Source organism: Billgrantia ethanolica (genome assembly GCF_021404305.1).
In the GTDB taxonomy this organism is placed as follows: domain Bacteria; phylum Pseudomonadota; class Gammaproteobacteria; order Pseudomonadales; family Halomonadaceae; genus Halomonas; species Halomonas ethanolica.
The window spans coordinates 153,264-176,388 of the sequence record NZ_JABFTX010000005.1 but is presented as its reverse complement, the minus strand read 5'-3'; the positions used below and the strand labels follow the sequence as shown (position 1 = coordinate 176,388).

The window sequence follows — 23,125 nt, the reverse complement described above, 5'->3', positions numbered from 1 at the left end:
CGGTCCGGTAGTATGGAATCGATAGAGTAGACCCAGCCGGAGGCGGAGCAAGCGTATGAGCAGACGCGACGAGTTCGTCGAGCAGATGAAGGCCCAACTGGACGAATGGAACACCGAGATCGAGGCCTTGGTTGCCCGCGCACGCAAGGCCAGCGCCGAGGCGCAGCACCGTTATCAGGACGATATCGAGCGCCTCAAGCGGCGTCGCGACGAAACCCAGCGCCGCCTCGAGGAGTTGCAGTACGCCGGCGAGGCGGCCTGGGATTCGCTGCAGCAGGGGTTCGACGACGCCTGGGAGCTGTTACGCAAGGCGCTGAGCGATGCTCAGCGCCACGAGCCACCGCCCAAGGACGTAAATGAAGCGGATGAGGAAAGCCCAGGCTCCCGATCGCCAGGTGGCTCGCCTTAGCCCTCTTTCTCGCCCTTGTCCTTGGGTGGCAGCTGCTTCTTCTCTTCCGCATCCTGGGAGTGGACCTCGTTGCCGCGCTGCAGCCTCTCGATCGACTCCCCACCCTGGTGCGTCAGCTGTGCCAGGCGGTCGATCTGGGCGTCGAGCTGGGGCAGCGCTTCCTGGCGATAGCGCGACAGATCGTCGATGGCACCCAGCACGTCATCGAAAGCCTGCTCCAGCGCCTGCATGTCGAGTTGGGCCGAGGCGGCACGGGTCTGGATCTCCACCCCCTGCTGACGCAGCGCCTTGCCCGTTCCGGCAATCATCTCCGAGGTCGTGGTATTGAGCGACTCCACCCGATCCAGCACCAGGCGCTGATTGGCCAGGGCCAGAGCCACCGCAACCGCCACCGTCAGCGCCGACACGGTAACGTGGATCGCCCGGTCGACGCCGCGAATCAGTTCGCGGTTGTTGCGAATGATCACTTCCAGCGCCAGCACGCCCTGCTGGCTGACCGCCTGCTGCTGCTGCAGATCGACGATGCGCTGGCGCAGCGGGAAGAGCAGCTCCTCCTCAATGAAGGTTCGCTGAGGGTGATCGTCGCCCAGCCGCTCCAGGGCCTGTATCAAACGCTGGTCGATCAGACGACCCAGGACGATCTGCCGCTGCAGCCGACCAAGCAGCTGACGCAGGCTCTCCTGATCGTCGCTGAGGGTGATGTTGTCGCGGCGCAGCATGTCGCGACCGCCTTCCAGGTCGGCGATGATGGCGTCCAGCGCCTGCTGGGCATTTTCGAACTTGCGGAAGTAGCGTTGAACACGGCTGCCGGCACCCGGAATGCGTGACAGTAGCCGGTCGAACGGCCCCGAGGCCAGGCGGTGCTGGTGCGGATCGAGCTCCTGCATGTGGCCGCGCAGGTCGATCAATGCCTTGGCCACCGGGCCGCCCTCGTCGCCCTGGTGTGCCAGCTTGCGCAGCGGCGCCTGCAGCATCTCGCTGTGATGCGCCGCCTGCTGCTGCAGCTCGAGCCCCATCTCGTCCACCGCGCGACGCTGGCGATCGAGCTCGGCGCCTTCGCTGGACAGCACGTCGTCGACGAAGGCATTCGCCAGTTGCTCCAGCTCAGGGTCGTCGACGACGATCTCCTCGCTATCCTTCGGCTCGGGCGCCACCGCCTCGAGTTCGCTGGCGATCTCCTCCACCGGCGGCAGCGAGAGCGGTGAGCCGCGTTCAGACGACTGCTTCATGAGTACTTCCCCATTCAGGCCTTTCCCCTACCATAGCAATTCCGCTCCTGACGCTGCGCGATCAGGCTGGGCATACATTCAACGACGTTCGCTGCGGCTGTAGCGCTCTGCCCCCTCGATGAAGCGACGCAACTCTTCCAGCGCCCGGTCGGTGGCAAGCGACGCCTGGGGTCGCCCGGTCTCGACCCGCGCCAGGGCCACTGCGGTATCGTCGAGCAGGGTCAGCGCCGACTCGTTGCGCGCCACCAGGCGTCGCAGGCGCCGGTCGGTCTCCTCGATCAGCTCCAGGCGGCGCTTGAGCGCGATGCGCTCCTCGACGGAGAGCTGGCTGCCCTCCTGGGTCAGGCGGCGGCGCACGTATGCGTCATCCAGCCCCATCACCCCCCGCGCCTGGGCCGCCATGGAGGTGAAGGTGTCCACCGCCCCGAGGCAGACCTCGGTGATCAGACTGCGCGAGCGCTCGAAGGCCAGCTCGCTCTTGTCGAAACGGGCGGCGAGCAGTTCCATCACATGGGTATAGCGGGTATAGAAACGGTCGACCTGGCTTGCCAGGTCGCCGCGCCTGACGTCGAGTAGCTGCTGCTTGACCCGACACAGTGCCAGGGTCAGCTCATCGGCCCCCACCGGCGGTCGGGCCGGGTCGAGCTCGGCCACCCCCGCTTCCCGGGCCGCACGCTCACGGTCGGCGCGTTGACGCTCGGCCTCTGCCGCGAGCCGCTCCTGCAGGCGCCGCTGATGTCGCCGACTGCGCCAGCGACGCCAGCCCCGTTCCACGGGCAGCGCCACCGCGACCGCCACCAGCCCGGCCAACCAGCCGCTCAGGCTGGGGCCAAAGCCGCCCCACAGCGAGGTCAGCCACAGCACCATGCTGATGAACGGCACCAGCAGGCAGTAGCGAAACAGTACCTGGAAGCGATTGGGGTTGTCGGTGGGCACCGCCAGCCGCGGGTTGGCCAACCCGACCAGACACCACGGCAGGCAGGTGACGAACAGCCCGTAAGCGAATCCCTGCAGAAATCCCAGCATAAGCCTCGTGCGCCAGCGGGTAGATGCATCTGAGTGTACGGGGGCCGGCGACGCGGCGCGAGCCTGACGGCCTCAGCGGCACAGGCGAAAGCCGCGCATGCCGAAGTGGAAGTGATCGGCATGGGCGCGATTGTACTTCGGCCCCAGCACGTTACCGAACAGGTCGCAGGCGCCGTCACGCGCATCGCGCAGGAAGTCTCCCCGCGCATCCTCGTCGTCCCAGTGGTCGAGCAGCGTGATACGTCGCCCATCGGCCAGGTGGAATGCCGCCACGTCGAGCGCCTCCGCGGTGGCATGCTCACTGAGGCGTCCGCTCTCGCGACCGTAGACGTTACGACAGGCAAAGCTGCCGAAATGTTCGACCCGCGCCACACGCACATCGAAGTGGGCCTCGGCGGCAGGCTGCAGACGCTGCCGCTCGTACATCACCCAGGCCAGCGCCAGCGGGCAGCGCGCCACGAAGCTGGCGTTGAACTCGACCTCGCTGCCATGCACACGCACCACGTTTTCCAGCGGGCAGCCGCTCACCGGTTCGTGATCGTCGAGCGGGGTCATGCGCAGCGCGCCCTCGGGCGCCGTTGCCAGTGCCGCCAGACAGCCTTCGCGATCCTCGGCCAGGCGATGCAGCTTCCACTTGGTCACCGGGGTCAGGGGGTCGTCGACGTGCAGCGGCGCCCAAGGGTGCCAGTGGCGAGGGATACGCTCCTCGAACTGCCACCAGGCGGCCGCAGCCACGCCAATCAGCACGATCAGGACAAGCAGAAAACGCATCTCACCTCATCGTCAGAGAAACAGATGAAGGAGCAGCGCCACGCCCCCCACCGCCAGGGCCGTGATCACGGCGACGTCCACCGCGCGGTCGAGCCAGCGGTCGAAGCCGCCCGAGGAGCGGCGACGCGGCTGGCGACGCCGGGTGGCGCCGCGCTGTAGCGAACGTTGGCGTGAGCCAATGAGAGACATGGTAGGCATCCGATACCGTTTCTTTCTCAAGCTTACGACCTGTCACCACGCCTGGCTACCGCCGCTGTCAACCATCTAGCCTCCCTCGCGCCGATGAATGCGCCGGTTGACCACGTTGGGTGCCCGCCGCAGGCGCTCCTGCTCGCCCAACGCCTCGGCCTCGAAGGCGTCGGCACCCACCGGGGTCTCGCCATGACGGCGGTAGAGCTGGGTCAGCATGGCCTGACGGTCGGCGCGCAGCTCGCGGATCAGCACCAAGATCATGCCGTAGAGGATGAAGGTGAACGGCAGCGCCGAGAGTACCGCGGCGGACTGCAGCCCGGTCAGCCCGCCGGCGGCAATCAAGGTGAGGCAGATGGCGGCGATCAGCACGCCCCAGATCACCCGCTTGAACAGCGGCGGATTGATCGAACCGTTGTCGGTCATCTGGGCCACGATGTAGGACGCCGAGTCGGCCGAGGTAACCAGGAAAATGAAGATCAGCAGCATAGCGATCACTGACAGCACACCGCTGTAGGGCATCCGCTCGAACATCTCGAACAGCGCCACGGTGATGTTGGCCTCGGTGGCCGCCGCCAGGCCGGCGTCACCGGCCAGCTCCATGTGCAGCGCAGCGCCGCCGAATACACCGATCCACAGGCAGGCCAGCAGCGGCGGCACGATCAGCACGCCGAACACGTACTGCTTGATGGTACGGCCACGCGAGACCCGGGCGACGAAGGTGCCGACGAAGGGCGACCAGGCGATCACCCAGGCCCAGTAGAAGACCGTCCAGTTGGCCGCCCAGGTGTTGTCGGTGAAGGGCGAGATACGCAGGCTCATGCCGATGAAGTTCTGCAGGTAGTCGCCGATGCCGAGCGTGATGGTCTCCAGGATCATCACCGTGGGCCCGGTGATCAGCACGTAGAGCATCAGTCCGATGCACAGAATCATGTTGAGGTTGGAGAGCCGCCGGATGCCCTTGTCCAGCCCCGACCAGGTGGAGGCCATGTAGGCCAGGAACATCACGAACAGGATGACGAACTGCCACAGCACGCTCTCGGGCAGACCGAACACGGCGTTGAAGCCGCCATTGAGCTGCAGCACGCCCAGGCCCAGCGAAGTGGCCACCCCCATCACCGTGGCCACCACCGCGAACACGTCCAGGGTCGGCGCATAGGGACGAACCCGGGGATACTTCGCCGAGATCGACGACAGCACCGAGGAGACCAGCCCGGCCTGCCCCTTGCGGAACTGGAAATAGGCGATGATCAGGCCGACCACCGAGAAGGCGGCCCACTGGTGTACGCCCCAGTTGAAGTAGCTGTACTGGATGGCATAGCGCGCCGCCTCGGTGGTTTCCGCCGGCACGTCGCCGTAGGGCGGCTCGATGTAGTGGAACATCGGCTCGGCCATGCCGTAGAACACCAGCCCCACGCCGAAGCCTGCCGCCAGCAGCATGCTGACCCAGGAGAAGAAGCTGAAACTCGGCGTGCTGTCCTGGGGCCCCAGGCGGATCTTGCCGTACTTGCTGAAGGCCAGCGCCAGCAGGAAGAGGACGAAGCCGAACACCGAGATGAGATAGAACCAGCCGAACAGCCGGGTGACCCCGGCGAGAGCGGCATCCGCGGCATTGGCGAAAGCCTCCGGAAAGCTGGCGCCGGCGGCCACCAGCGTCAGGATGATCAGGGCCGAGACGATGAAGACCCGCTGCCCTCCATGGTTGGCCATACAGAATTCCCTTAGTCGTCCTTGGGGCTTCTCATGCTAGCAGCCCGACCGCAGCGGCACACCATCCTCCCTCGGTCTGCCTCACTTCCGGCGTTTGGGCATTGCATCGGGGCACGGAGAAGAGGATTCTAGGAAAACCAAGCAGGCTAAACATTTTTTTCGAGTGCCATCATGTCCCGACTCTCCCGGACGCCACTGTCCGTGCTCGACCTGGCGCCCATTCGCCAAGGCGGCACCATCGCCGACAGCTTCGCCGAAAGCGTGGCCCTGGCCCAGTTGACCGAGCGTCTCGGTTTCACCCGTTACTGGCTGGCCGAGCATCACAGCCTCGACGGCATCGCCAGCGCCGCCACCGCAGTGCTGATCGGCCACATCGCCGGTGCCACCTCACGCATCCGCGTGGGCAGCGGCGGCATCATGCTGCCCAACCATGCGCCGCTGGTGATCGCCGAGCAGTTCGGCACCCTCGAGACCCTCTACCCGGGCCGCATCGACCTGGGCCTGGGCCGTGCGCCCGGCTCCGATGCCGCCACCATGGCAGCGCTGCGCCGCGACCCCTACGCCGGGGCCGAGAACTTCCCCGAGCTGCTCGCCGAGCTGCAGGGTTTCCTCGACGACGAGCGCCCCGAGCAGCGCGTGCGCGCGGTTCCCGGCCAGGGCACCAGGGTGCCGCTCTGGCTGCTCGGCTCCAGCGGCTACAGCGCCCAATTGGCCGCCCGCGAGGGGCTGCCGTTCGCCTTCGCCGCCCAGTTCGCCCCAGGCTATTTGCACGAGGCGCTGCGCCTCTATCGCGACAACTTCCGCCCCTCGGCCCTGCTCGAACGGCCCTACGCCATGGTGGGCCTGCCGGTGATCGCTGCCGAGAGCGACGAGCGAGCAGAGTTCCTCGCCTCCACCGCCCGCCAGAAGTTTCTCGGCATGATACGGGGCAAGCGCACCCGCGCGTTGCCGCCGGTCGAGACCCTCGACTGGACGCCCATGGAGCGGGTTCAGGTCGAGCAGTTCCTGGGTGCGTCGGTGATCGGCGGGCCCGAAACCGTACGGACGGGCCTCGAGCGCTTCCTAGAACTGACCGGCGCCGACGAGCTGATGCTCAATACCGATACATTTGCCAGCGCGGATCGACTGCACAGCTACGAGGTCGTCGCCGAGGTGTGGCGGGCATGAACGACCGTCCCGGCGCACAACTCGATCTCGCCGGCATTCTCGTCGGCATCCGGCGCATGGCGCCGCTGTCGCTGTTCGTGGTGATCTTCGGCCTGGCCTTCGGTGTGGCCGCCCTGGCGCGCGGGCTGTCGGGGTTCGAAGCCATGCTGATGAGCGCGCTGGTGTTCGCCGGCGCCTCGCAGTTCGCCGCCCTGGAGCTGTGGGGGCCGGAGATCCCGCTGCTGCCGCTGATCGCCACCACCTTCGCCATCAATGCCCGCCATCTGCTGATGGGGGCCGCCATCCAGCCCTGGCTGGCCCACCTGCCCCCGGCTCAACGCTACGGCAGCCTGGTAGTGATGAGCGACTCCAATTGGGCCATGGCGGTGGCCGACCGTCAGCGCGGCGAGACCAACGTCGGCATGCTGGTGGGCGGCGGCATCGCCCTGTGGCTGACCTGGCTGGCGGGCACGCTGCTCGGCGTGATCTTCGGTAGCGGCATCGCAGAGCCCGAGCGCTTCGGCCTCGACGTGATCATGGGCTGCTTCCTCCTGGCCATGCTGCTGGGTGGGCGCCGTGATCTCTCCATGCTCGCCCCCTGGGGTGCCGCCGCCCTGGCGGCCCTGGCCGCCATGGTCTGGCTGCCGCCGCACTCCCACGTCATCGTCGGCGCCCTGGCCGGCGGGCTGGTCGGCCTGATGGTGCCCGCCAGGCCAACCCGGGAGGCGACTGCATGAGCCTGCCAGCTACCGCCGCGGGGGCGCTGGCGGCCATTTTCATCATGGCACTGGTCACCTACCTGACCCGCGCCGGCGGCGTGTTCGTGATGTCGCGGGTACCCATCGGCCCCAGGGTGGAACGGTTCATCAATGCCATGGCCGGCTCGGTGCTGGTGGCAGTGATCACGCCGATGGCGGTACAGGGCGACTGGGGCGCCCGCCTGGCGCTGGTGGCCACGCTCGGCATGATGCTGGCGACGCAGAAAGCGCTGGCGGCAATCGCTGCCGGTATCGTGACCGCCGCCCTGTGGCGGCTATGGCTGTGATAGCCTGAGGCCCAGGAACGTTTGTCGTGTCGCGGTCTCCAAGAGATACCGACCACACCCGTGAGGCGGAACCAATCCGCCCGGAGATGATCATGTTCGACCCCAACGATCTACGCCGCAACGCCGCCTGGCAGGCCGCCCAGCAGTGGCGCACCCGTGCCAGCCAGTCTCCTCGCGGCCCCTTGAGCGGACTCAAGCTGATCCTGACCTGGCTGCTGTTCGGCGTGCTGCTGATCGTCGGCACCGTGCTTGGTCTGTTCTTCCTGCTGCTCGGCTGGGCCATGCTGCCGATCGTGCGCTACCGCATGAAGAAGCGCCTTGAACAGCTACGCGCCGAGCAAGCCAGGGAAGCCGGCAGCGGTTACCACTATCACGAGACCCACACTCGAGAGACCTACTCCGGCGAAGCCCACTATCGCGGTAGCGAGCCTGAATTGCTGGAAGGGGATTTCGAGGTGCGCGACGACAAGCCCAAGAGCTGATCGGCCATTCGGCTCTCCACGCGCATGACAGTCCCACGCGCATGACAGTCCCACGCGCATGTAAAGTCCCATGCAGTAAAAAGCCCGCCGAGCGGCGGGCTGAAAATGTCATGCAGGGATTGCAGACAATCGGCCTCGGCCGACCTGTGCAGATTATCGGGGCCTTCCGCCAACGGCTCATAGGCTTTCTTCATAGACGCGATAGGCCACGGCTCACGGTGGAAAATCAGCGCCGACTGCCATACCTTGAAGCCATACGCTCCCGGCGTCTCCATGCGCCCTTATCATCCGGAGGACAACAACAATGCCTCGACTTCGGACCACGACGGCACGCGTGCTGCGCCCCTCGCTCCTCGCCTGCCTGCTCGTTGGCTTCGCCTTGCCCGGCCTGGCCAACGACTACCCTACCGAAGCCCGCGTCGATTACGTGCTGGGCTGCATGGCAGCCAACGGCAACAGCTACCTGACCATGCAGAAGTGCGCCTGCAGCATCGACGTGATCGCCGAGCATCTGCCCTACGAAACCTACGAACAGGTCGAGACGGTAATGGGCATGCAGGACCAGCGCGGCGAGCTCGGCGTGCTGTTCCGCACTGAACGCGGCATGCAGGACCAGGTGCAGGCCCTGAACCAGGCCCAGGCCGACGCCAACCTGCGCTGCTTCTGATGCCCAGACCTCGCTTCACTGCCGGCCTGCTACTCGCCACGATCACGCTCTGGAGCGCTCCGCTGACGGCCTTGGCTGACGGTCATGCCGAGGGCGAGCGGCTGTTCCGCGCCCAGTGCGTCGGCTGCCACAGCATCGAACCCGGCCGCCACCTGGCCGGCCCCAGTCTGCACGAGGTGTTCGGGCGCCCGGCGGGCAGCATCGAGGAGTTCGACTACTCCGCCGCCTTCGAACAGGCCGAGCTGACCTGGGATCGCGACACCCTCGACGCCTTCCTGGCCGGGCCCGCCACCTTCCTGCCCGGCAACCGCATGGTGCTGTGGGAGCTCGACCCGCGCACCCGCCAGCGCATCATCGACTATCTGGAGTACCGCAGCCTGGAAAGCCAGGGCCAGGAGAGCCAGGGCACTCCCTGACGCTCAGCCGTCACTGCCACCCTTGGGGGACGCTGGAGCTTCAGCTTCCCTTGCGGGCCATCATGCCGCGGGACGGGTTATAACCCACGATCGCCAGCACCAGCAGCACCGCCGCCACCGCCACGCTGATCGCCACCGCCTCGGCGTTGAAGCGCTCGTACATGGCGAAGCGGATCATCTCCACGGCGTGGGTGAAGGGATTGAGCGCAGCGATCTGATAGACCAGATAGCTGCCCTCGCGGATGCGCCACAGCGGGTAGAGCGCCGAGGAAAGGAAGAACATCGGGAAGATGACGAAGTTCATCACCCCGGCGAAGTTCTCCAGCTGGCGGATGAAGGAGGAGAGCAGCAGCCCCAGCGCACCGACCAGGAAGCCGGTGATCAGCAGCGCCGGCAGCAGGTAGAGATAGCCCATCGCCGGCGCCTGGATGCCGTAGGCCCAGGCGATGGCCAGAAAGACGTAGACCTGCACCACCGACACCAGGGTGCTGGCCAGCAGCTTGCACACCAGCAGGTACCAGCGCGGGAAGGGGCTGACCAGCAGCACCCGCATGCTGCCCATCTCGCGGTCGTAGACCATGGAGAGCGAGCTCTGCATGCCGTTGAACAGCTGAATCATGCCCACCAGCCCCGGCACGATGTAGACCTCATAGAGGATGTAGGTCTGGTAGGGTTCGGTCATGGCCACCCCCAGCGCCATGCGAAAGCCGGCGGCGAACACGAACAGCCACACCAGGGGGCGCACCAGCGCAGCGAGAAAGCGGCTGCGCTGGTGCAGGAAGCGCAGCAGCTCCCGCCCCACTACGCCGCGCAGACAGTGCAGCCAGGGCATCACTCGCATGCGGTCTCCTTTCCCCCGACGAGACGGTCGAAGGCCTCGCCCAGGGTCTCGACGCCGAGCCGGGCGGTCAACGTCTCGCCGTGCTCGTCGGCCAGCAGCCGCCCGCGGTGCAGCACCGCGACCCGATCGCCGGGGCGCACCTCGTCGATCAGGTGCGTAGCCCACAGCACCGCCACGCCCGCCTCGGCGCACAGCCGATGGGCATGCTCGACCAGGTCGCGGCGCGAAGCGATGTCGAGCCCCACGGTGGGTTCGTCGAGCAGCAGCAGGCGCGGCTCGTGCATCAGGCCCCGGGCGATCTCCACTCGCCGTCGCTGGCCTCCGGAGAGGCGACGTACCCGTGTGCGGCGCTGGTCGGCCAGCCCCACCCGCTCGAGCTGAACCAGCGCGCGCCGCTTCGCTTCTCCGCTCGACATGCCGTGCAGGGCGCCGTGGTAGGCCAGGTTCTGCATCACGCTGAGATCGAGGTCCAGGGTCGGCTGCTGGAACACCGCGCCGATGCGGGCGTGGGCCTGCACTGCCTGGCGGCGCACGTCGAAGCCGCCGATGCGGATCTCGCCCCGGCGGCGATCGTGCAGTCGGGTGATCAGCGAGAACAGCGTGGTCTTGCCGGCGCCGTTGGGTCCGAGCAGCACGACGAACTCCCCGGCCTTAACGGCCAGGGAGACGTCGTCCAGCGCCGGCCTGCCGGCATAGGCGAAACTCAGCCCGCCCACCTCCAGCGCCAGTGCGGCTGCATCGTTCGCCTCGCTCACGGCTCGACGATCACGCCCCAGGGGAAGCGCCCCACCGGTATCGACTTGACGGCCCGCAGGCTATCCACCTCGATCATGGTGACGTCGCCGCTGACCCCGTTGGTGGTGTAGAGCCGGCTTTCGTCGCCGTTGAGCGCCAGATGCCAGACCCGCTGGCCGACCAGGATGTAGTCGAGTACTTCGTAGGTCTGCTGGTCGACCACCGCCACCCGGTTGGAGGGCCCCAGGGCGACGAAGCCGTAGCGACCGTCTGAGGTCAAGGCCACCCCCACTGCCTGCACAGTTTCCCGCGGTACGCCAGGTACGTCGAAGCGGATCACGTGCTTGACGTCGAAGGTCTCTTCCATGTCGAGGATCGACACGGTGCCGGCGATCTCCGCCGAGACCCAGGCCTCACGGCCGTCATGGGTGAACTCGGCGTGGCGCGGACGGGCGCCCACCAGGCGGTGATACACCGCTTCCATGGTCTCGGTGTCGATGATGTGGGCCATGTTGGAAGTCTCGGTGGTGGAGACCAGCCAGCGCCCGTCTGGACTGATGCCGAGCCCTTCCGGCTCGACCCCCACCGGGATCTCGGTGACCAGTGTGCGACGCTCGTAGTCGAGCACCGAGACGATGTTGTCGTCCTCGTTGGAGACGTAGATGTAGGGCCGGTTGGGGTCGACGCGGATCACCTCCGGATCGTCGCCCGAGGCCTGGCTGCGCACCACCTGCAGCGTCTCCAGATCGATCATGTCGATGGCCTCGTCGTCGCCCACCGCCACGAACAACTCGCTGCCGTCGCTGCTGAAGGCCATCGACCGCGGCCGCCGCCCCACGCTGATGGTCTCCACCACCTCGAGGCTCGCCCCATCGATGACCGAGATGGTGTTGTCCTTCTCGTTGGAGACGAAGATGCGCTCCGCCTGGGCGCTGGCGGGCAGTAGCACCAGCGCCCCCAGCGCCAGCCCGAGCAGGCCGGGCGAGATCATGCGGTTCAGAAGCGGCATTGTGATTCCCCCTCGTCGGCGCCGAGTGCATCGAGCGGCGTGCGTGGATGCAGATAGCCCTCCTGTGGCGACACCGAGGCCACCATGCGCGGTCCGGTGATCAGGATGGGCTGGCGTAGCTGATGGTTCCAGGTGCGATAGCTGACCGGGAAGCCCAGGTAGCCGGCAAGCTCGAACTCCTCGCTGAGCATGTAGTCGAGCACGGCATCGCGCTCGACGGAGCCGGTGCGGGCCGTCGCTTCACCCAGCGAGCGCAGCGCCAGCCAGGCGCCGAAATCCCGCGGCGTCATCCAGCGGTCGGCGAGCTTCTCGAAGCGCCGCTGCAGCTGCACCGCGCCCCAGGACTCGTGAGCCCGATGCCAGGGCGTGGCCATCAGGCCTTGGGTGCCGACCACCGGGCGTGGGGCCCAGGTCTGGAAGGGGAAGTATTCGCCGAAATAATCGGTCTCGTCGGCAATCACCAGCACGTCGTGCTCGGGCAGGTCCTGCAGGAACACCGGGATCTCGCGCTGGATGGCGTGGAAACCGCCCTCGGCGCGGCGTGCCATGGGGTCGTGAGGCCACATCCTGTCGCCCACGACGCGATGGCCGTAGCGCTCGGCCGAGGCGCGCAGCACGTCGGCCAGGATGCGATCCTCGTCGGTGTTGCCGTAGACCAGCGCCCAGCGGTCCCACTGCTTGAAGCCAAGGAACTGGGCCAGGGCGTCGGCCAGCATGCGCCGGCTCGGCGTGGTGTGATAGAGCTCCGGGTGGCATGCCTCGCCGCGCAGCTCGTCGTCCGGCGCCCAGGCGTTGAACACCACCCGGCCACCGCGGGCGGGGTGCGCCATCACTTCATTGAGCGCCGCGGCGGGCAGGCCACTGACGATCCACTCGACGCCCCGCTCGACCAGGCTCTCCAGCGCCTCGCCGACGTCGCCGCCCTGAGCCACCACCGCCTCGTGAAAGACGAACTCCTGGCCCAGAAACTGAGCCGTGGCGTTGTTGTCGTTGATGCCCAGGCGAGCGCCCTGCAGCCCTTCGTCGTCGATCACGGGATCGAGCACCGAGAGCGGCTCCTGGTCGTCGGGGCGCTCCATGCCCAGATACCCCACGACGATGGACGCCGGCGTATCGGCCGGCACCAGGGGCGACCACCCCAGGCCCAGCGCCAGCCCTCCCAGCGCCAGCCAGCGAAAGGCTCGCGGTAGCGTACTCATAAGCACTCCTCAGGCAGCCGCACTGCCGCTGTTGTCGTTGTCATGCTGCTCTAGCCGATGCTTCATGGCATGCGCGCCATGATCGTGCGCACCATGCGCGACAGCTTCTCCTCGAGCAGATAGGGCTGCTCGCACATGGCCGGCAGCGCCTGCTGACGCTGCTGAAAAGTGCGCTGCTCCCAGAACAGCGCCTCGGAGAGTCGCTCGAGCTCGGCCGCGTCGGCGCTCTCCTCGGCACGCCGTTCCTCGAGTTCGTCGACCATGGCCGAGATGGTTGCCAGGCGTGCCAGCTGGGCGCGGGAAGCGCTGCGAATCCCTTCGATGGTGCGCCGCCGCTCGCGATTGGTGAGCTCGAACAGCCCGGCGAAGAGCAGGGTCAGGCGCCGCTCGACCTCTTCGTCGGCCTGCTCCTCGGTCAGCGACTCGACGAATTCGCGCACCCGCGCCTGGGCCTGTTCTTCCGGCGTCGCACGCGAGGTGGCAAAGCGCGCCACCCGGCCGACCTCCTCGTCCTCCCACCAGTCCTGCTCCAGCTCCTCCGGCGAGGGCCCGGTCCAGATGGTGCCCCAGGCCAGCTCGGGGATGAGCCGCTGCACGCAGGGCCAGTCGGGTGGTCCCGCCGCAGCGCGCTGGGCCTCGGTCTCGGTCGCCGCGAACAGCGCCAGCGTGAAGCCGACTCCCAGCAGCAGGGGGGCGAATGGTCGTACACGGCTCATGCCCCATCTCCTTCATCCGTATCCAGCAGCCGGCCGCGGCGGTCGAGCAGCGGCACGTCATACTCGCGCAGGATGGCGTCGATCTCCCCCTGGCGGCGCTCGATGAAGTCGTTGATCCAGTCCTTCCAGTGGGGCTCGCCGCGGCGCACACCCATGGTGATGCGATAGTCGAGGGTGGCATCTGAGTCGTCGTCGATCAGCGGCACGACCTTGAGCGGCGGGTCCTGGCGCGCCGCGTAGTAGCCGGCCAGCGGCCCCCACAGCACCGCTCCCTCGGTCACGCCTTCGGCGACGTCGGCAATGGCATCGCGCACCGGGGCACGCACGCGCGTATCGACCATCAGCGGATAGCCCTGGATGCGCGCGCCGGTTCGCCGCAGCGGCACCAGCGGCGGGGTCTCGGCCACCACGCCGATGCGACGCCCGGCAAAGACCGGATCGCTCAGCCGAGTGGCGTCAAGCTCGGAGTCCTCACGTACCACCAGCGCATAGACCGAACGGTAGTAGGGGTTGGTGTTCTGCACGAAGTCGTAGCCCGCCACGACGCCGATCATCACGTCGCATACGCGCAGCTCCAGGGTGTTGCGTACGAAGCCCATGACCTGGGGCGCCCAGACGTAGGTCAGCGGCACGCCGAGGTCTTCGGCCATCAGCTCGGCGATACGGTTCTCGAACCCTTCGCCGGCCTGGTTGCTGAAGGGCAGATTGTTGCCGTCGGCGCAGACCCGCAGGGCCTCGCGCTCCTGGCGCTCGGGGGGATTGGCTAAGGCACCCACGGCAGCGGCCAGCCCCAGGGCCACGGCCAACGCCTGCAATGACTGACGACAGGCTGCTCTCATGCATCCTCCGCTTCAGGAAATGATGTCGCGAATGGAGCGGGCTCACTCCTTGGCGTTCGCTTCCTCAGCGGCCTTGTCGTCGCCGTTCTCCTCGGCTTGCTCCTGCATCGACTCGATGATCTGCGGACGACCTCGCCCCAGGCCGCCCTCGCCGCGCGCTCGCATGTAGCTGAAGAGTTTGGGAATGTTGCCCATGACGTAGGGGTCGTCGGCGAAGGAGGGCATCACCTGCCCGGGTTGCACTTCGCGCCCCGAGGCGATGGTGCCGGCGAAGTTCTCCCAGCCACGCCGCTCGGCCGCGCGAATCAGGTTGGGGGCGAACGAGGAGCCCATGCCGTCGGGCCCGTGGCAGGCCATGCAGGCCCGGGTATAGACGAGGTAACCCTCGTAGGTATCGGGATCGACCTTGCCATCCTCGACGACAAAGGCGCCGGGTCCATCGCCGGTGACGCGATGCTCGTCGGCAAGGGCGGCGGAAGCCAGCCCCAGGGTGAGGAACAGTGCGGGAACAACGTGAAAACGTGCAAATACCGTCATGCAGCACATCCTTCTGGTAACCGCTTCGGCCACGAGGAGACCACCTGCTGCCGAAGTGAAAGAGGATGGGCGGGAATGGCAAATGGCCATTCCCGCCCCGGCCAGACCCGCTCAATCGGGCAGAGCGAAGACCGTCAGCACGCCACCGAGCTTGGTGTAGTCACCCAGCGCGGAGAACACGCCCACGGCACCGAGGCCCTCTTCGGGATCCTCGAGTCCCGCTGCCAGGCCGATACCGGCCCAGCCGCCGACCCCGGAGAGCACGGCCACGTACTGCTTGCCCTCGTGCATGAAGGTATTGACGTTGCCGATGATCCCGGAGGGCGTCTTGAAGCGCCACAGCTCCTCACCGTTCTCGATGTCCACCGCCTTCACGTGACCTTCGAGCGTGCCGTAGAAGGCCAGATCACCGGCCGTGGCCAACGCCCCGCTCCACACCGCGAAACGCTCGTCGACCTCCCACACGGTCTCGCCGGCAACCGGATCCCAGGCGATGAAGCTGCCCATGCGGCCTTCCATCTGGCCGTTCTCGGTGGGCGAAGGCATCATGGTCAGGGTCGCACCCACATAGGGCTGACCGGCCACGTACTCGGTCTCGTAGGGCTCGTAGTTCATGCAGATGCGGTTGATGCCGGCATAGATCAGGCCGGTACGCGGCGAGTAGGCGCTCGGCTGCATGTTCTTGGCGCCCATCGCGGTGGGACAGATGTCGGTGGTGTTGACGTTCACCCCCTGACGGAAGGTGCTGTAATCCTCGTTGACGTTGGGCCGCCCGGTCTCCATGTCGTAGCTGTCGGCCCAGTTGGTCTCGGGAGCGAACTTCTCGGCCACCAGCAGCTCACCGGTTTCACGGTCGAGCAGGAAACCGAAGCCGGTGCGGTCGATGATCGCCAGGCCCTTGCGCTCCTCACCCTCGAACTCCACGTCGATCAGCTGGTTCTCGTTGACGCCGTCGTAGTCCCACTCGTCGAACGGCACCTTCTGATACACCCACTTGACCGAGCCGTCGTTGGGATCGCGGGCAAACACGGTGATGGCCCACTTGTTGTCGGCCGGCTCGCCGTCGACGGCGCGCTGATCCGGGTTCCAGGTGCCGGGGTTGCCGGTACCGTAGTAGATCAGGTCGAGGTCGGGGTCGTAGGTGACCCAGCCCCAGGGTGCCCCGCCGCCGCGCTCCCACTCGTCTTCCGGCCAGGTGGAGACGCCGAGGTCGGCCTCGCCGATGGGCTCGCCCAGCATCAGGGTGGTCTCGGGGTCGATCAGCACTTCGTCGTCCGGCCCGGTGGAATAACCGCGCCAGACCATCTCACCAGTCTCGACGTTGTAGGCGGTCATGTGACCGCGGATACCGTATTCGCCGCCGCTGATACCGACGATCACCATGTCATGCACCACCAGCGGCGACATGGTGTTGGTTTCGCCGACGGTGTGGTCGCCGTTGCTGACGTCCCACAGCAACTCACCGCTCTCGGCATCCAGTGCGATCAGGGTGTTGTCGGCCTGGCCGAGGAACAGGCGGCCGTCGGCATAGGCCAGGCCACGGTTGACCGTGTCGCAGCACATCACCGGAATGACGCGGGAATCCTGATCCGGCTCGTAGCTCCAGACCACACGTCCTTCGTCCTCCAGATCAAGGGCGAAGACCTTGTTGGGGAAGGGGGTGTGGATATATAGCCGGCCATCGCCGACATAGAGGGGACCGCCTTCGTGGCCGCGCAGCACGCCGGTGGAGAACTGCCACACCGAGCGCAGCTCGTTCACGTTGTCGCGGTTGATCTGGTCCAGTTCGCTGAAGCGGTTGCCCTGGTAGTTGCCCAGCTGAGTGGCCCAGTATTCCGGGTTCTGCTGGAGTTCGAGTTGATTCTGGTTGGCATGCGCCACCGACACAGCCAACAAGCTAATGGCCGTTACGGCATAACCGGTCTCCCTAAGCATGGCGTTGTCTCCGTCTCACTGAAGGTGTGCCTGGGGAAAGCGGCACATCTTGTGTAATTGTGTTTCAGGTATTGACAAGATCAGGTCTAGCACAACATCGGCAGGAGCATGAGCAGATCAGTTAATTTAGGTATAGCTGGGAATAAAAAGACTATTGCCTCTGGGCAACAATCCTGGACCACCCGAGCCAACCCCCCGCCATTGCGGCATTTCAAGAGCCTATGTCTCCTCATTCGGAGACTTTTGACGGATCTTATTTGCCCTTACTAGACTTAGGTCGCAAGGTAGCGAAGCCATTAGCTGCTTTACTGAATGGGCATGCCATCAATCCACCCATGTGGAGGAGTTCTTATGTGGACCAAGCCTGCTTATACCGACCTGCGTCTGGGCTTCGAAGTGACGCTATATATCTCCAATCGCTGAACCATCCCTTCGGCACGGACTCGACCGGCTGACGCTCTTCGCGGGCGTCAGCCGGTCGTTTTATCGGGTTCACCTTCGCCACGGAGTCCTGAATGCACGTACTGGTCCTCGGCGCCGCCGCCGGCGGTGGCTATCCACAGTGGAACTGCAACTGTTCGCTCTGCCATGGCCTGCGCACCGGCAGCATCGAGGCAACCCCTCGTACCCAGTCATCCGTTGCCATCAGCGCCGACGGTGAGCGCTGGCTGCTGTGCAACGCCTCGCCCGACATCCGTACCCAACTGGCCGCCAATCCCGAGCTGCACCCGCGCCGCATTCCCCGCGACAGCGGTATCTCGGGCGTGCTGTTGATGGATGCCCAGATCGACCACACCACCGGCCTGCTGTCGCTGCGCGAAGGCTGCCCCTTCGACGTGTGGTGCACGCCTAACGTGCATCAGGACCTGAGCAGCGGCTTTCCACTGTTCACCATGCTCGAACACTGGGGAGGACTGAACCGGCGGGCCATCGGCATCGATGAAGCTCATCTGGAGGCCACCTTCGAGGTGCCTGCCTGTCCGGGCTTGTCGTTCACCGCGGCGGCGCTGGACAGCAACGCGCCGCCCTATTCGCCCCGCCGCGGCGCACCGACGCCGGGCGACAACATCGGCCTGCTGATCGAGGACCGGGCCCGCGGCACGCGGCTGTTCTATGCCCCGGGGCTCGGACGCCTCGACGAGCGGGTACGCGGCTACCTCAGCCAAGCGGACTGCGTGTTGGTCGACGGCACCCTGTGGCATGACGACGAACTGCTGCGTGCCGGGGTGGGCAAGTCGACCGGCGCTGACATGGGCCACCTGGCTCTGGCCGGACCGGGCGGTCTGCTGGAAGAGCTGGGGCGCTTGCCGCCGTCCACCCGCCGGGTGCTGATCCATATCAACAACACCAATCCGATCCTCGACGAGCGCTCCGCGGAGCGTGCTACGCTCACGGAAACCGGCATCGAAGTGGCTTTCGATGGCATGCGCCTCGAGATCTGAACCCGGCGCACCGAACGGCGTCACAACGATAGCGCATCCGCTCGCACGCACTGGGAAGGAATCGTCTCATGAGTTCGATCGCATCCCCTTTCGCCGTCTCGACGGTGGATCCCGACACCCCGGCGCTTTCCCCCGAGGCGTTCCGCGAAGCGCTGCTGGCCAAGGGCGACTACTACCATGTTCACCACCCCTATCAGGTCGACATGGCCGAAGGACGCGCGACGCCGGAGCAGATTCGCGGCTGGGTGGCCAACCGCTTCTACTACCAGGTGATGATCCCGCAGAAGGACGCCGCGCTGCTGGCCAACTGCCCCGACGCCGCTACCCGTCGCCGCTGGATCCAGCGCCTGCTCGATCACGACGGCCATGATGACGACGGCGGCGGCATCGAGGCCTGGCTGACCCTTGGCGAAGCGGTGGGCCTCTCCCGCAACGAGCTCTGGACTCAGGAACACGTGCTGCCCGGCGTGCGCTTCGCGGTGGATGCCTACGTCAACTTCGTGCGCCGAGCGAGCTGGCAGGAAGCGGCGATCTCCTCGCTCACCGAGCTGTTCGCCCCTCAGGCACACCAGAGCCGGCTCGACACCTGGCCGACCCACTATCCCTGGATCGACGAGACCGGCTACGGCTACTTCCGCAAGCGCTTGAAGGAGGCACGCCGCGACGTCGACCACGGCCTGGAGGTGGCGCTGGCCGTGTGCACCACCGCCGCTGCCCAGCAGCGCGCGCTGGAGATCCTGCAATTCAAGCTCGACGTGCTGTGGTCGATGCTCGACGCCATGACCCTGGCCTACCAGCTCGAGCAGCCGCCCTACCACTCGGTCACCGACCGGCGCGTCTACCACAGGGGGCTGTGATGGCCATGATCGAGTCCGCTACCGTCTATCGTCTGCGCCCCGGCTGGCGCCTGCAGTGGGAAGAGGCCCAGGGCCGTCACGTGCTGCTTTACCCCGAGGGTATGGTGCAGCTCAACGACAGTGCCGGCGCCATTCTCGGCCAGCTCGATGGCCAGCGCGACGTGGCCAGCCTGGTGGCCAACCTGCAGGCACAGTTCCCCGATGCCCCCGCTGCGGCGATCGAGCAGGACGTACACGAATTCCTGCTCGATGCCGCCCGACAAGGGTGGATTCAGCATGACTGACCGAACCGACACCGCCGCTGTCAATGGCGCCACCGGCGCGCCGCTGTGGCTGCTCGCCGAGCTCACCTACCGCTGCCCGCTGCAGTGCGCCTACTGCTCCAACCCGCTGGACTTCGCCGCGGTGCAGGAGGAGCTCACCACCGCGGAGTGGACCGAGGTGCTGCGCCAGGCCCGCGCCATGGGCGCCGTGCAGATGGGGTTTTCCGGCGGCGAACCGCTGGTGCGGCACGACCTGGAAGAGCTGGTAGCCGAGGCTCGCCGCCTCGGCTTCTATACCAACCTGATCACCTCCGGGCTCGGTCTCGACGAGGCGCGCATCGAGGCGCTGCGCGAGGCCGGCCTCGACCATATCCAGATCAGCCTGCAGGCCGCCGACCCGGACGTGGCGGCAGCCGTGGCCGGTTCGCCCAAGGCCCATGCCAAGAAGCTGACCATGGCGCGGGCGGTCAAGGCCGCCGGCTACCCCATGGTGCTCAACGTGGTGCTGCACCGGCACAACATCGACCGCATCGACGAGATCATCGCCCTGTGCGACGAGCTGGGGGCCGACGCGGTGGAGCTGGCCAACTGCCAGATGTACGGCTGGGCCCACCTCAACCGAGAGGGCCTGCTGCCGAGCCGCGCCCAGCTCGAGGCCGCCGAGGCTACCACCGCGCGCTGGCGCGAGCGTCTGGCCGAGCGCGGCCGCGACATGCGCCTGCTGTTCGTGGTGCCCGACTACTACGGCGAGCGCCCCAAGGCGTGCATGGGCGGCTGGGGCTCGATCTTCATGACCGTGGCCCCGGACGGAGCGGTGCTGCCCTGTCACAGCGCGCGCATGCTGCCGATGACGTTTCCCAACGTGCGCGACCGGGGTCTCAGGGAGATCTGGTACGACAGCGAGCCGTTCAACCGCTACCGCGGCGACGCCTGGATGCAGGAGCCCTGTCGCAGCTGTGACGAACGCCACAAGGACGTCGGCGGCTGCCGCTGCCAGGCCTACTTGCTCACCGGCGATGCCGCAGCCACCGACCCGGTCTGCTCGCTGTCGCCGAATCACCATTTGATCGAGGCTGCCCGCCGCGAGGCCGACACAGCCACCCGCGCCATCGAGGCGCTGACCCTGCGCAACGTGCATGAGTCGCGAGTGTTCTGCCGCCAATGAACGCCCCGCCCCCTCTCGACGACGACGCGGCCCGCCGCGCGGGGCTGCCGCCGGGCAGCCGCTTGCAAGAGGTGCAACTGCCAAGCGGGCTGTGGATCGCTGCGGCGGAAGTGCCCAACGCGCGCCTGCAGCGCCTGGTCGCCGCGGTGGGGGTGGGCTACCTGGACGAGCCCGACGACTGCCGCGGCCTGGCCCACCTGCTCGAGCATGCCCTGTTCCTGGGTTCGACCCGCTATCCCGAGGCTGGCGAGCTGGCGCACTGGGTCGGCGAGCGGGGCGGGCGCTACAACGCGCGTACCGACGACACCGTTACCGACGTACACCTGCACCTGCCGCCGGACGAGACCGATGACGGCCTCGCCCGACTGGTGGACATGCTGGCCCGGCCCCGGCTGGTTCCCGAATCCATCGCCCGGGAGGTAGAGGTACTCGACGCGGAGTTCCGCGCCCGGCTGGCCGACCCCGACCTGCACCGGTTGGCGGCACTCGGCCGGCTCTGTCGTGAAGGCCACCCCGCCCGGCTCTGCCACGCCGGCAACCGCAAGAGCCTGGGCGACGATGCGACTCACCTGGTCTCCCGGCTCAGCGACTTTCACGCTCGTCACTACCGCAGCGGCCGCATGGCGCTGGCCATGCTGGGGCCGCTGCCGCTCGCAGCACAGCTCGAGCTGCTCGCGCGCCACGGCGCGGCGCTCCCCATAGGCGACCCCTCACCGCTTCCTCGCACCTGGCGCTGGGGCGAGCCTGGCGGCGTGGCCTGGCATTCGCCCCAGGCCACGCCCGGCACGTCGGCGCTGGAGTTGTTGTGGCCACTGCCTGACGAGCTCGATGCCAGCCACAGCGACTGGCTCTCCGGCGTGGCCGCGCGACTGGCCGACGGACGGCTGGCCGCCACGCTGCAGGCCGCCGTGGAGCTCGACAGTTTCGACGTGACGCTCACCCCACAAGGCACCGGAGCGGCCCTGGCGCTGCGCCTGGCACCGGCACCCGACGAAGAGGCCGTCCAGACGCTGCTGGCCGCCTGCCGCACGGCGCTCGAGCGGGCCCTCGTCTCGCCGTTGGCCACACGCCCCCCCGCCGCCATCGAGCTGGATGCCTGGCCCCGCCGGTGCGCCTGCCGCCTGGCCGGTTCGGGCAGCAGCAGCGATCGTGGCAACGATGGCCAGGCAGCGCCGCCGAAAGCCCTGCTGCCCTGGCTCGCCACCGAGCAGTGCCGGCTGCTGTGGCAATCTCCACATGCCCCCGGCAGTTGGAAGCGCCTGACCGAAACCGGCACGGTCTGGCAGCCGCAGTCGCTGTCAGAGGCAGAGCTGCCGTTGCCCTGGCGCGCGGCCCCCGCGCTGCCGGCCCGCACCCTACGACCGAGCGCTGATGAACCCGACCCACACCTGCTGAATCAGGGCGTGGGATTTCAGCTCTGGGCCGGCGATCCGCTGCAGCTGCCCGGCGCACCGCCGGCATGGTTCTGCCTGGGCTGGTCCGCCTCGCTCGCACACCAGACCGCACGTCTGGCCCAGTGGCGGCAGAATGCCCTGCCGCTGCGTCAGGCCGCCGCCGCCAATGGCCTGCAGCTCCGCTGCGACGGCGACGTTCGCGGCGACTGGCTGATCGCCACGGGCCCGGCCGAACGGCTGGACGCCCTGGTGGAGCTGGCCGTCGCATGCTGGCCCGAGACGGTGACGCGGCCCCGCGACGAAGCGCCCAAGGGGCTATTGGCCCAGCGTATGCTGGCACGTCTGGAAACCCTGCCACCGCCCGGCACGCCCGGTAAGCCGAACCAGCAGCCGCTTGCCTGGGTGTACGGCGACACCGATACCCAGGCAGCCGAGACCCTGCTGCGGCGGCTGGCGGCAAGCCGACGGAACGACGACACAGCGCACGAGGTTACCGCAGAGACACACTGGCTCTCAGCGCAGGCAGACGACCATGCCGTGATGCTCGAGATTGCCGGCCCGGACGACACGCCCCAAAGCCGCTGGCTGCTGCAGTTGCTGGCCCAGTGTCACGATGCCGCCTTTCATCAGGAGATGCGCCAGCAACGTGGGCTCGGCTACGTGGCGGCGGTACGCTACCGCGAAGCGGCGGGCTACCCGCGGCTGGGCTACGTGGTGCAGTCGCCAGGCACGGGGGTGGACGCGTTACGCCAGGCCATCGGCGAATTCCTGGCCCACCAGGGCGAAGCGCTGGCGCGCCTCGACGAAACGGCAATGGCAAACCGCAAACGCGCCCTGCTTGCCGCCGCCGGCCCGCCCGAGACCCATACCGAGGCCTTGAGCCGCTTGTGGCAAGCGCTGCGCCGTCAGCCACAGGCGGATGCCTGGCAGCCCCTGCCGTGGGAAGCCGAAAGCCAGGCCCTCACCTCACTGCATGCCGGTGAGATCACGGCGATGGCCAGCGCCATCGCCGAGGGTCGCCTGGCGCAGCGCTGGTGGCTGCATGACCCAAGCGCAGCCCACCCGTAACACTTGTTACGAGAATGTTGCCCACCAGCAACTCT

General features: G+C 67.3%; 26 protein-coding genes. 13 read left to right on the top strand and 13 right to left on the bottom strand.

Annotation, left to right across the window (positions count from 1 at the left end):
* Nucleotides 1-55 precede the first annotated feature (55 nt).
* The gene (locus HOP53_RS20630; RefSeq protein WP_234271740.1) at nt 56-409 is read left to right on the top strand and encodes a sll1863 family stress response protein; all 354 of its coding nucleotides are present in this window, start codon (nt 56-58) and stop codon (nt 407-409) included.
* Here HOP53_RS20630 and HOP53_RS20625 read toward each other — a convergent pair.
* The 5 genes from HOP53_RS20625 to HOP53_RS20605 form a co-directional block, all read right to left on the bottom strand.
* On the bottom strand, nt 406-1,638 hold the full coding sequence (locus HOP53_RS20625) for a toxic anion resistance protein (RefSeq protein ID WP_234271739.1): 1,233 nt from the start codon (nt 1,636-1,638) through the stop codon (nt 406-408). The two genes, HOP53_RS20630 and HOP53_RS20625, sit on opposite strands and share 4 nt — an antisense overlap.
* A 78-nt stretch (nt 1,639-1,716) precedes the next feature.
* Nucleotides 1,717-2,664 carry a cobyrinic acid a,c-diamide synthase gene (locus tag HOP53_RS20620; RefSeq protein ID WP_234271738.1) on the bottom strand — a complete coding sequence of 316 codons (948 nt, stop codon included), beginning with the start codon at nt 2,662-2,664 and terminating at the stop codon, nt 1,717-1,719.
* A 72-nt stretch (nt 2,665-2,736) separates the two neighbouring features.
* A complete protein-coding gene (locus tag HOP53_RS20615) occupies nt 2,737-3,435 on the bottom strand; it encodes an extensin-like domain-containing protein (RefSeq protein ID WP_234271737.1) in 699 nt (232 codons plus the stop codon).
* Nucleotides 3,436-3,447: 12 nt separating this feature from the next.
* The gene (locus HOP53_RS20610) at nt 3,448-3,624 is read right to left on the bottom strand and encodes a hypothetical protein (RefSeq protein ID WP_234271736.1); all 177 of its coding nucleotides are present in this window, start codon (nt 3,622-3,624) and stop codon (nt 3,448-3,450) included.
* A gap of 75 nt (nt 3,625-3,699) precedes the next feature.
* Nucleotides 3,700-5,334, bottom strand: a complete 1,635-nt coding sequence (locus HOP53_RS20605) for a BCCT family transporter (protein WP_234271735.1) — start codon at nt 5,332-5,334, stop codon at nt 3,700-3,702.
* A 171-nt stretch (nt 5,335-5,505) separates the two neighbouring features.
* Between HOP53_RS20605 and HOP53_RS20600 the strand changes: the two genes are divergently transcribed.
* The 6 genes from HOP53_RS20600 to HOP53_RS20575 all read left to right on the top strand — a co-directional run bounded on the left by HOP53_RS20600 (nt 5,506) and on the right by HOP53_RS20575 (nt 9,090).
* Nucleotides 5,506-6,501: an LLM class flavin-dependent oxidoreductase gene (locus tag HOP53_RS20600; protein ID WP_234271734.1), complete on the top strand. Its 996-nt coding sequence runs from the start codon at nt 5,506-5,508 to the stop codon at nt 6,499-6,501.
* The gene (locus tag HOP53_RS20595; RefSeq protein WP_234271733.1) at nt 6,498-7,217 is read left to right on the top strand and encodes an AzlC family ABC transporter permease; all 720 of its coding nucleotides are present in this window, start codon (nt 6,498-6,500) and stop codon (nt 7,215-7,217) included. The genes HOP53_RS20600 and HOP53_RS20595 overlap by 4 nt, the downstream gene beginning before the upstream one ends.
* A complete protein-coding gene (locus tag HOP53_RS20590; RefSeq protein WP_234271732.1) occupies nt 7,214-7,525 on the top strand; it encodes an AzlD family protein in 312 nt (103 codons plus the stop codon). Before HOP53_RS20595 ends, HOP53_RS20590 begins: the two co-directional genes overlap by 4 nt.
* Nucleotides 7,526-7,611: 86 nt before the next feature.
* Nucleotides 7,612-8,007 carry a hypothetical protein gene (locus HOP53_RS20585; RefSeq protein ID WP_234271768.1) on the top strand — a complete coding sequence of 132 codons (396 nt, stop codon included), beginning with the start codon at nt 7,612-7,614 and terminating at the stop codon, nt 8,005-8,007.
* Between the two features lie 304 nt (nt 8,008-8,311).
* Nucleotides 8,312-8,674 carry a hypothetical protein gene (locus HOP53_RS20580; protein WP_234271731.1) on the top strand — a complete coding sequence of 121 codons (363 nt, stop codon included), beginning with the start codon at nt 8,312-8,314 and terminating at the stop codon, nt 8,672-8,674.
* The gene (locus tag HOP53_RS20575; protein WP_234271730.1) at nt 8,674-9,090 is read left to right on the top strand and encodes a c-type cytochrome; all 417 of its coding nucleotides are present in this window, start codon (nt 8,674-8,676) and stop codon (nt 9,088-9,090) included. Before HOP53_RS20580 ends, HOP53_RS20575 begins: the two co-directional genes overlap by 1 nt.
* A 40-nt stretch (nt 9,091-9,130) precedes the next feature.
* On the opposite strand, the gene HOP53_RS20570 is transcribed toward HOP53_RS20575, so the two are convergent.
* The 8 genes from HOP53_RS20570 to HOP53_RS20535 all read right to left on the bottom strand — a co-directional run bounded on the left by HOP53_RS20570 (nt 9,131) and on the right by HOP53_RS20535 (nt 16,901).
* Nucleotides 9,131-9,931, bottom strand: coding sequence for an ABC transporter permease (locus HOP53_RS20570; RefSeq protein WP_338073313.1), 801 nt, complete (start codon nt 9,929-9,931; stop codon nt 9,131-9,133).
* Entirely contained in the window at nt 9,922-10,686 is a 765-nt protein-coding gene (locus HOP53_RS20565; RefSeq protein ID WP_234271729.1) for an ABC transporter ATP-binding protein, read from the bottom strand. The genes HOP53_RS20570 and HOP53_RS20565 overlap by 10 nt, the downstream gene beginning before the upstream one ends.
* Nucleotides 10,683-11,675: a PQQ-dependent catabolism-associated beta-propeller protein gene (locus HOP53_RS20560; protein WP_234271728.1), complete on the bottom strand. Its 993-nt coding sequence runs from the start codon at nt 11,673-11,675 to the stop codon at nt 10,683-10,685. Before HOP53_RS20560 ends, HOP53_RS20565 begins: the two co-directional genes overlap by 4 nt.
* Nucleotides 11,663-12,874 (bottom strand): ABC transporter substrate-binding protein, encoded by a 1,212-nt coding sequence (locus HOP53_RS20555; RefSeq protein WP_234271727.1) that lies wholly within the window; start codon nt 12,872-12,874, stop codon nt 11,663-11,665. The genes HOP53_RS20560 and HOP53_RS20555 overlap by 13 nt, the downstream gene beginning before the upstream one ends.
* 62 nt (nt 12,875-12,936) lie before the next feature.
* Nucleotides 12,937-13,590: a hypothetical protein gene (locus tag HOP53_RS20550; RefSeq protein WP_234271726.1), complete on the bottom strand. Its 654-nt coding sequence runs from the start codon at nt 13,588-13,590 to the stop codon at nt 12,937-12,939.
* Nucleotides 13,587-14,429, bottom strand: coding sequence for a quinoprotein dehydrogenase-associated putative ABC transporter substrate-binding protein (locus HOP53_RS20545; RefSeq protein WP_234271725.1), 843 nt, complete (start codon nt 14,427-14,429; stop codon nt 13,587-13,589). The genes HOP53_RS20550 and HOP53_RS20545 overlap by 4 nt, the downstream gene beginning before the upstream one ends.
* Before the next feature lie 42 nt (nt 14,430-14,471).
* Complete coding sequence (locus tag HOP53_RS20540) at nt 14,472-14,966, bottom strand: c-type cytochrome (protein ID WP_234271724.1); 495 nt, start codon at nt 14,964-14,966, stop codon at nt 14,472-14,474.
* 111 nt (nt 14,967-15,077) lie between these two features.
* The gene (locus HOP53_RS20535; RefSeq protein ID WP_234271723.1) at nt 15,078-16,901 is read right to left on the bottom strand and encodes a methanol/ethanol family PQQ-dependent dehydrogenase; all 1,824 of its coding nucleotides are present in this window, start codon (nt 16,899-16,901) and stop codon (nt 15,078-15,080) included.
* Between the two features lie 351 nt (nt 16,902-17,252).
* On the opposite strand from HOP53_RS20535, the gene pqqA reads away from it, so the two are divergent.
* The 6 genes from pqqA (at nt 17,253) to HOP53_RS20505 (ending at nt 23,090) form a co-directional block, all read left to right on the top strand.
* Nucleotides 17,253-17,324 carry a pyrroloquinoline quinone precursor peptide PqqA gene (pqqA, locus tag HOP53_RS20530; protein WP_081786101.1) on the top strand — a complete coding sequence of 24 codons (72 nt, stop codon included), beginning with the start codon at nt 17,253-17,255 and terminating at the stop codon, nt 17,322-17,324.
* A 92-nt stretch (nt 17,325-17,416) separates the two neighbouring features.
* A complete protein-coding gene (pqqB, locus tag HOP53_RS20525; protein ID WP_234271722.1) occupies nt 17,417-18,343 on the top strand; it encodes a pyrroloquinoline quinone biosynthesis protein PqqB in 927 nt (308 codons plus the stop codon).
* Between the two features lie 68 nt (nt 18,344-18,411).
* Nucleotides 18,412-19,200 carry a pyrroloquinoline-quinone synthase PqqC gene (gene pqqC, locus HOP53_RS20520; RefSeq protein ID WP_234271721.1) on the top strand — a complete coding sequence of 263 codons (789 nt, stop codon included), beginning with the start codon at nt 18,412-18,414 and terminating at the stop codon, nt 19,198-19,200.
* Nucleotides 19,200-19,484: a pyrroloquinoline quinone biosynthesis peptide chaperone PqqD gene (gene pqqD, locus HOP53_RS20515; RefSeq protein ID WP_234251748.1), complete on the top strand. Its 285-nt coding sequence runs from the start codon at nt 19,200-19,202 to the stop codon at nt 19,482-19,484. The genes pqqC and pqqD overlap by 1 nt, the downstream gene beginning before the upstream one ends.
* Nucleotides 19,477-20,628: a pyrroloquinoline quinone biosynthesis protein PqqE gene (gene pqqE, locus HOP53_RS20510; RefSeq protein WP_234271720.1), complete on the top strand. Its 1,152-nt coding sequence runs from the start codon at nt 19,477-19,479 to the stop codon at nt 20,626-20,628. Before pqqD ends, pqqE begins: the two co-directional genes overlap by 8 nt.
* Nucleotides 20,625-23,090, top strand: coding sequence for an insulinase family protein (locus tag HOP53_RS20505; protein ID WP_234271719.1), 2,466 nt, complete (start codon nt 20,625-20,627; stop codon nt 23,088-23,090). Before pqqE ends, HOP53_RS20505 begins: the two co-directional genes overlap by 4 nt.
* Nucleotides 23,091-23,125 lie beyond the last annotated feature (35 nt).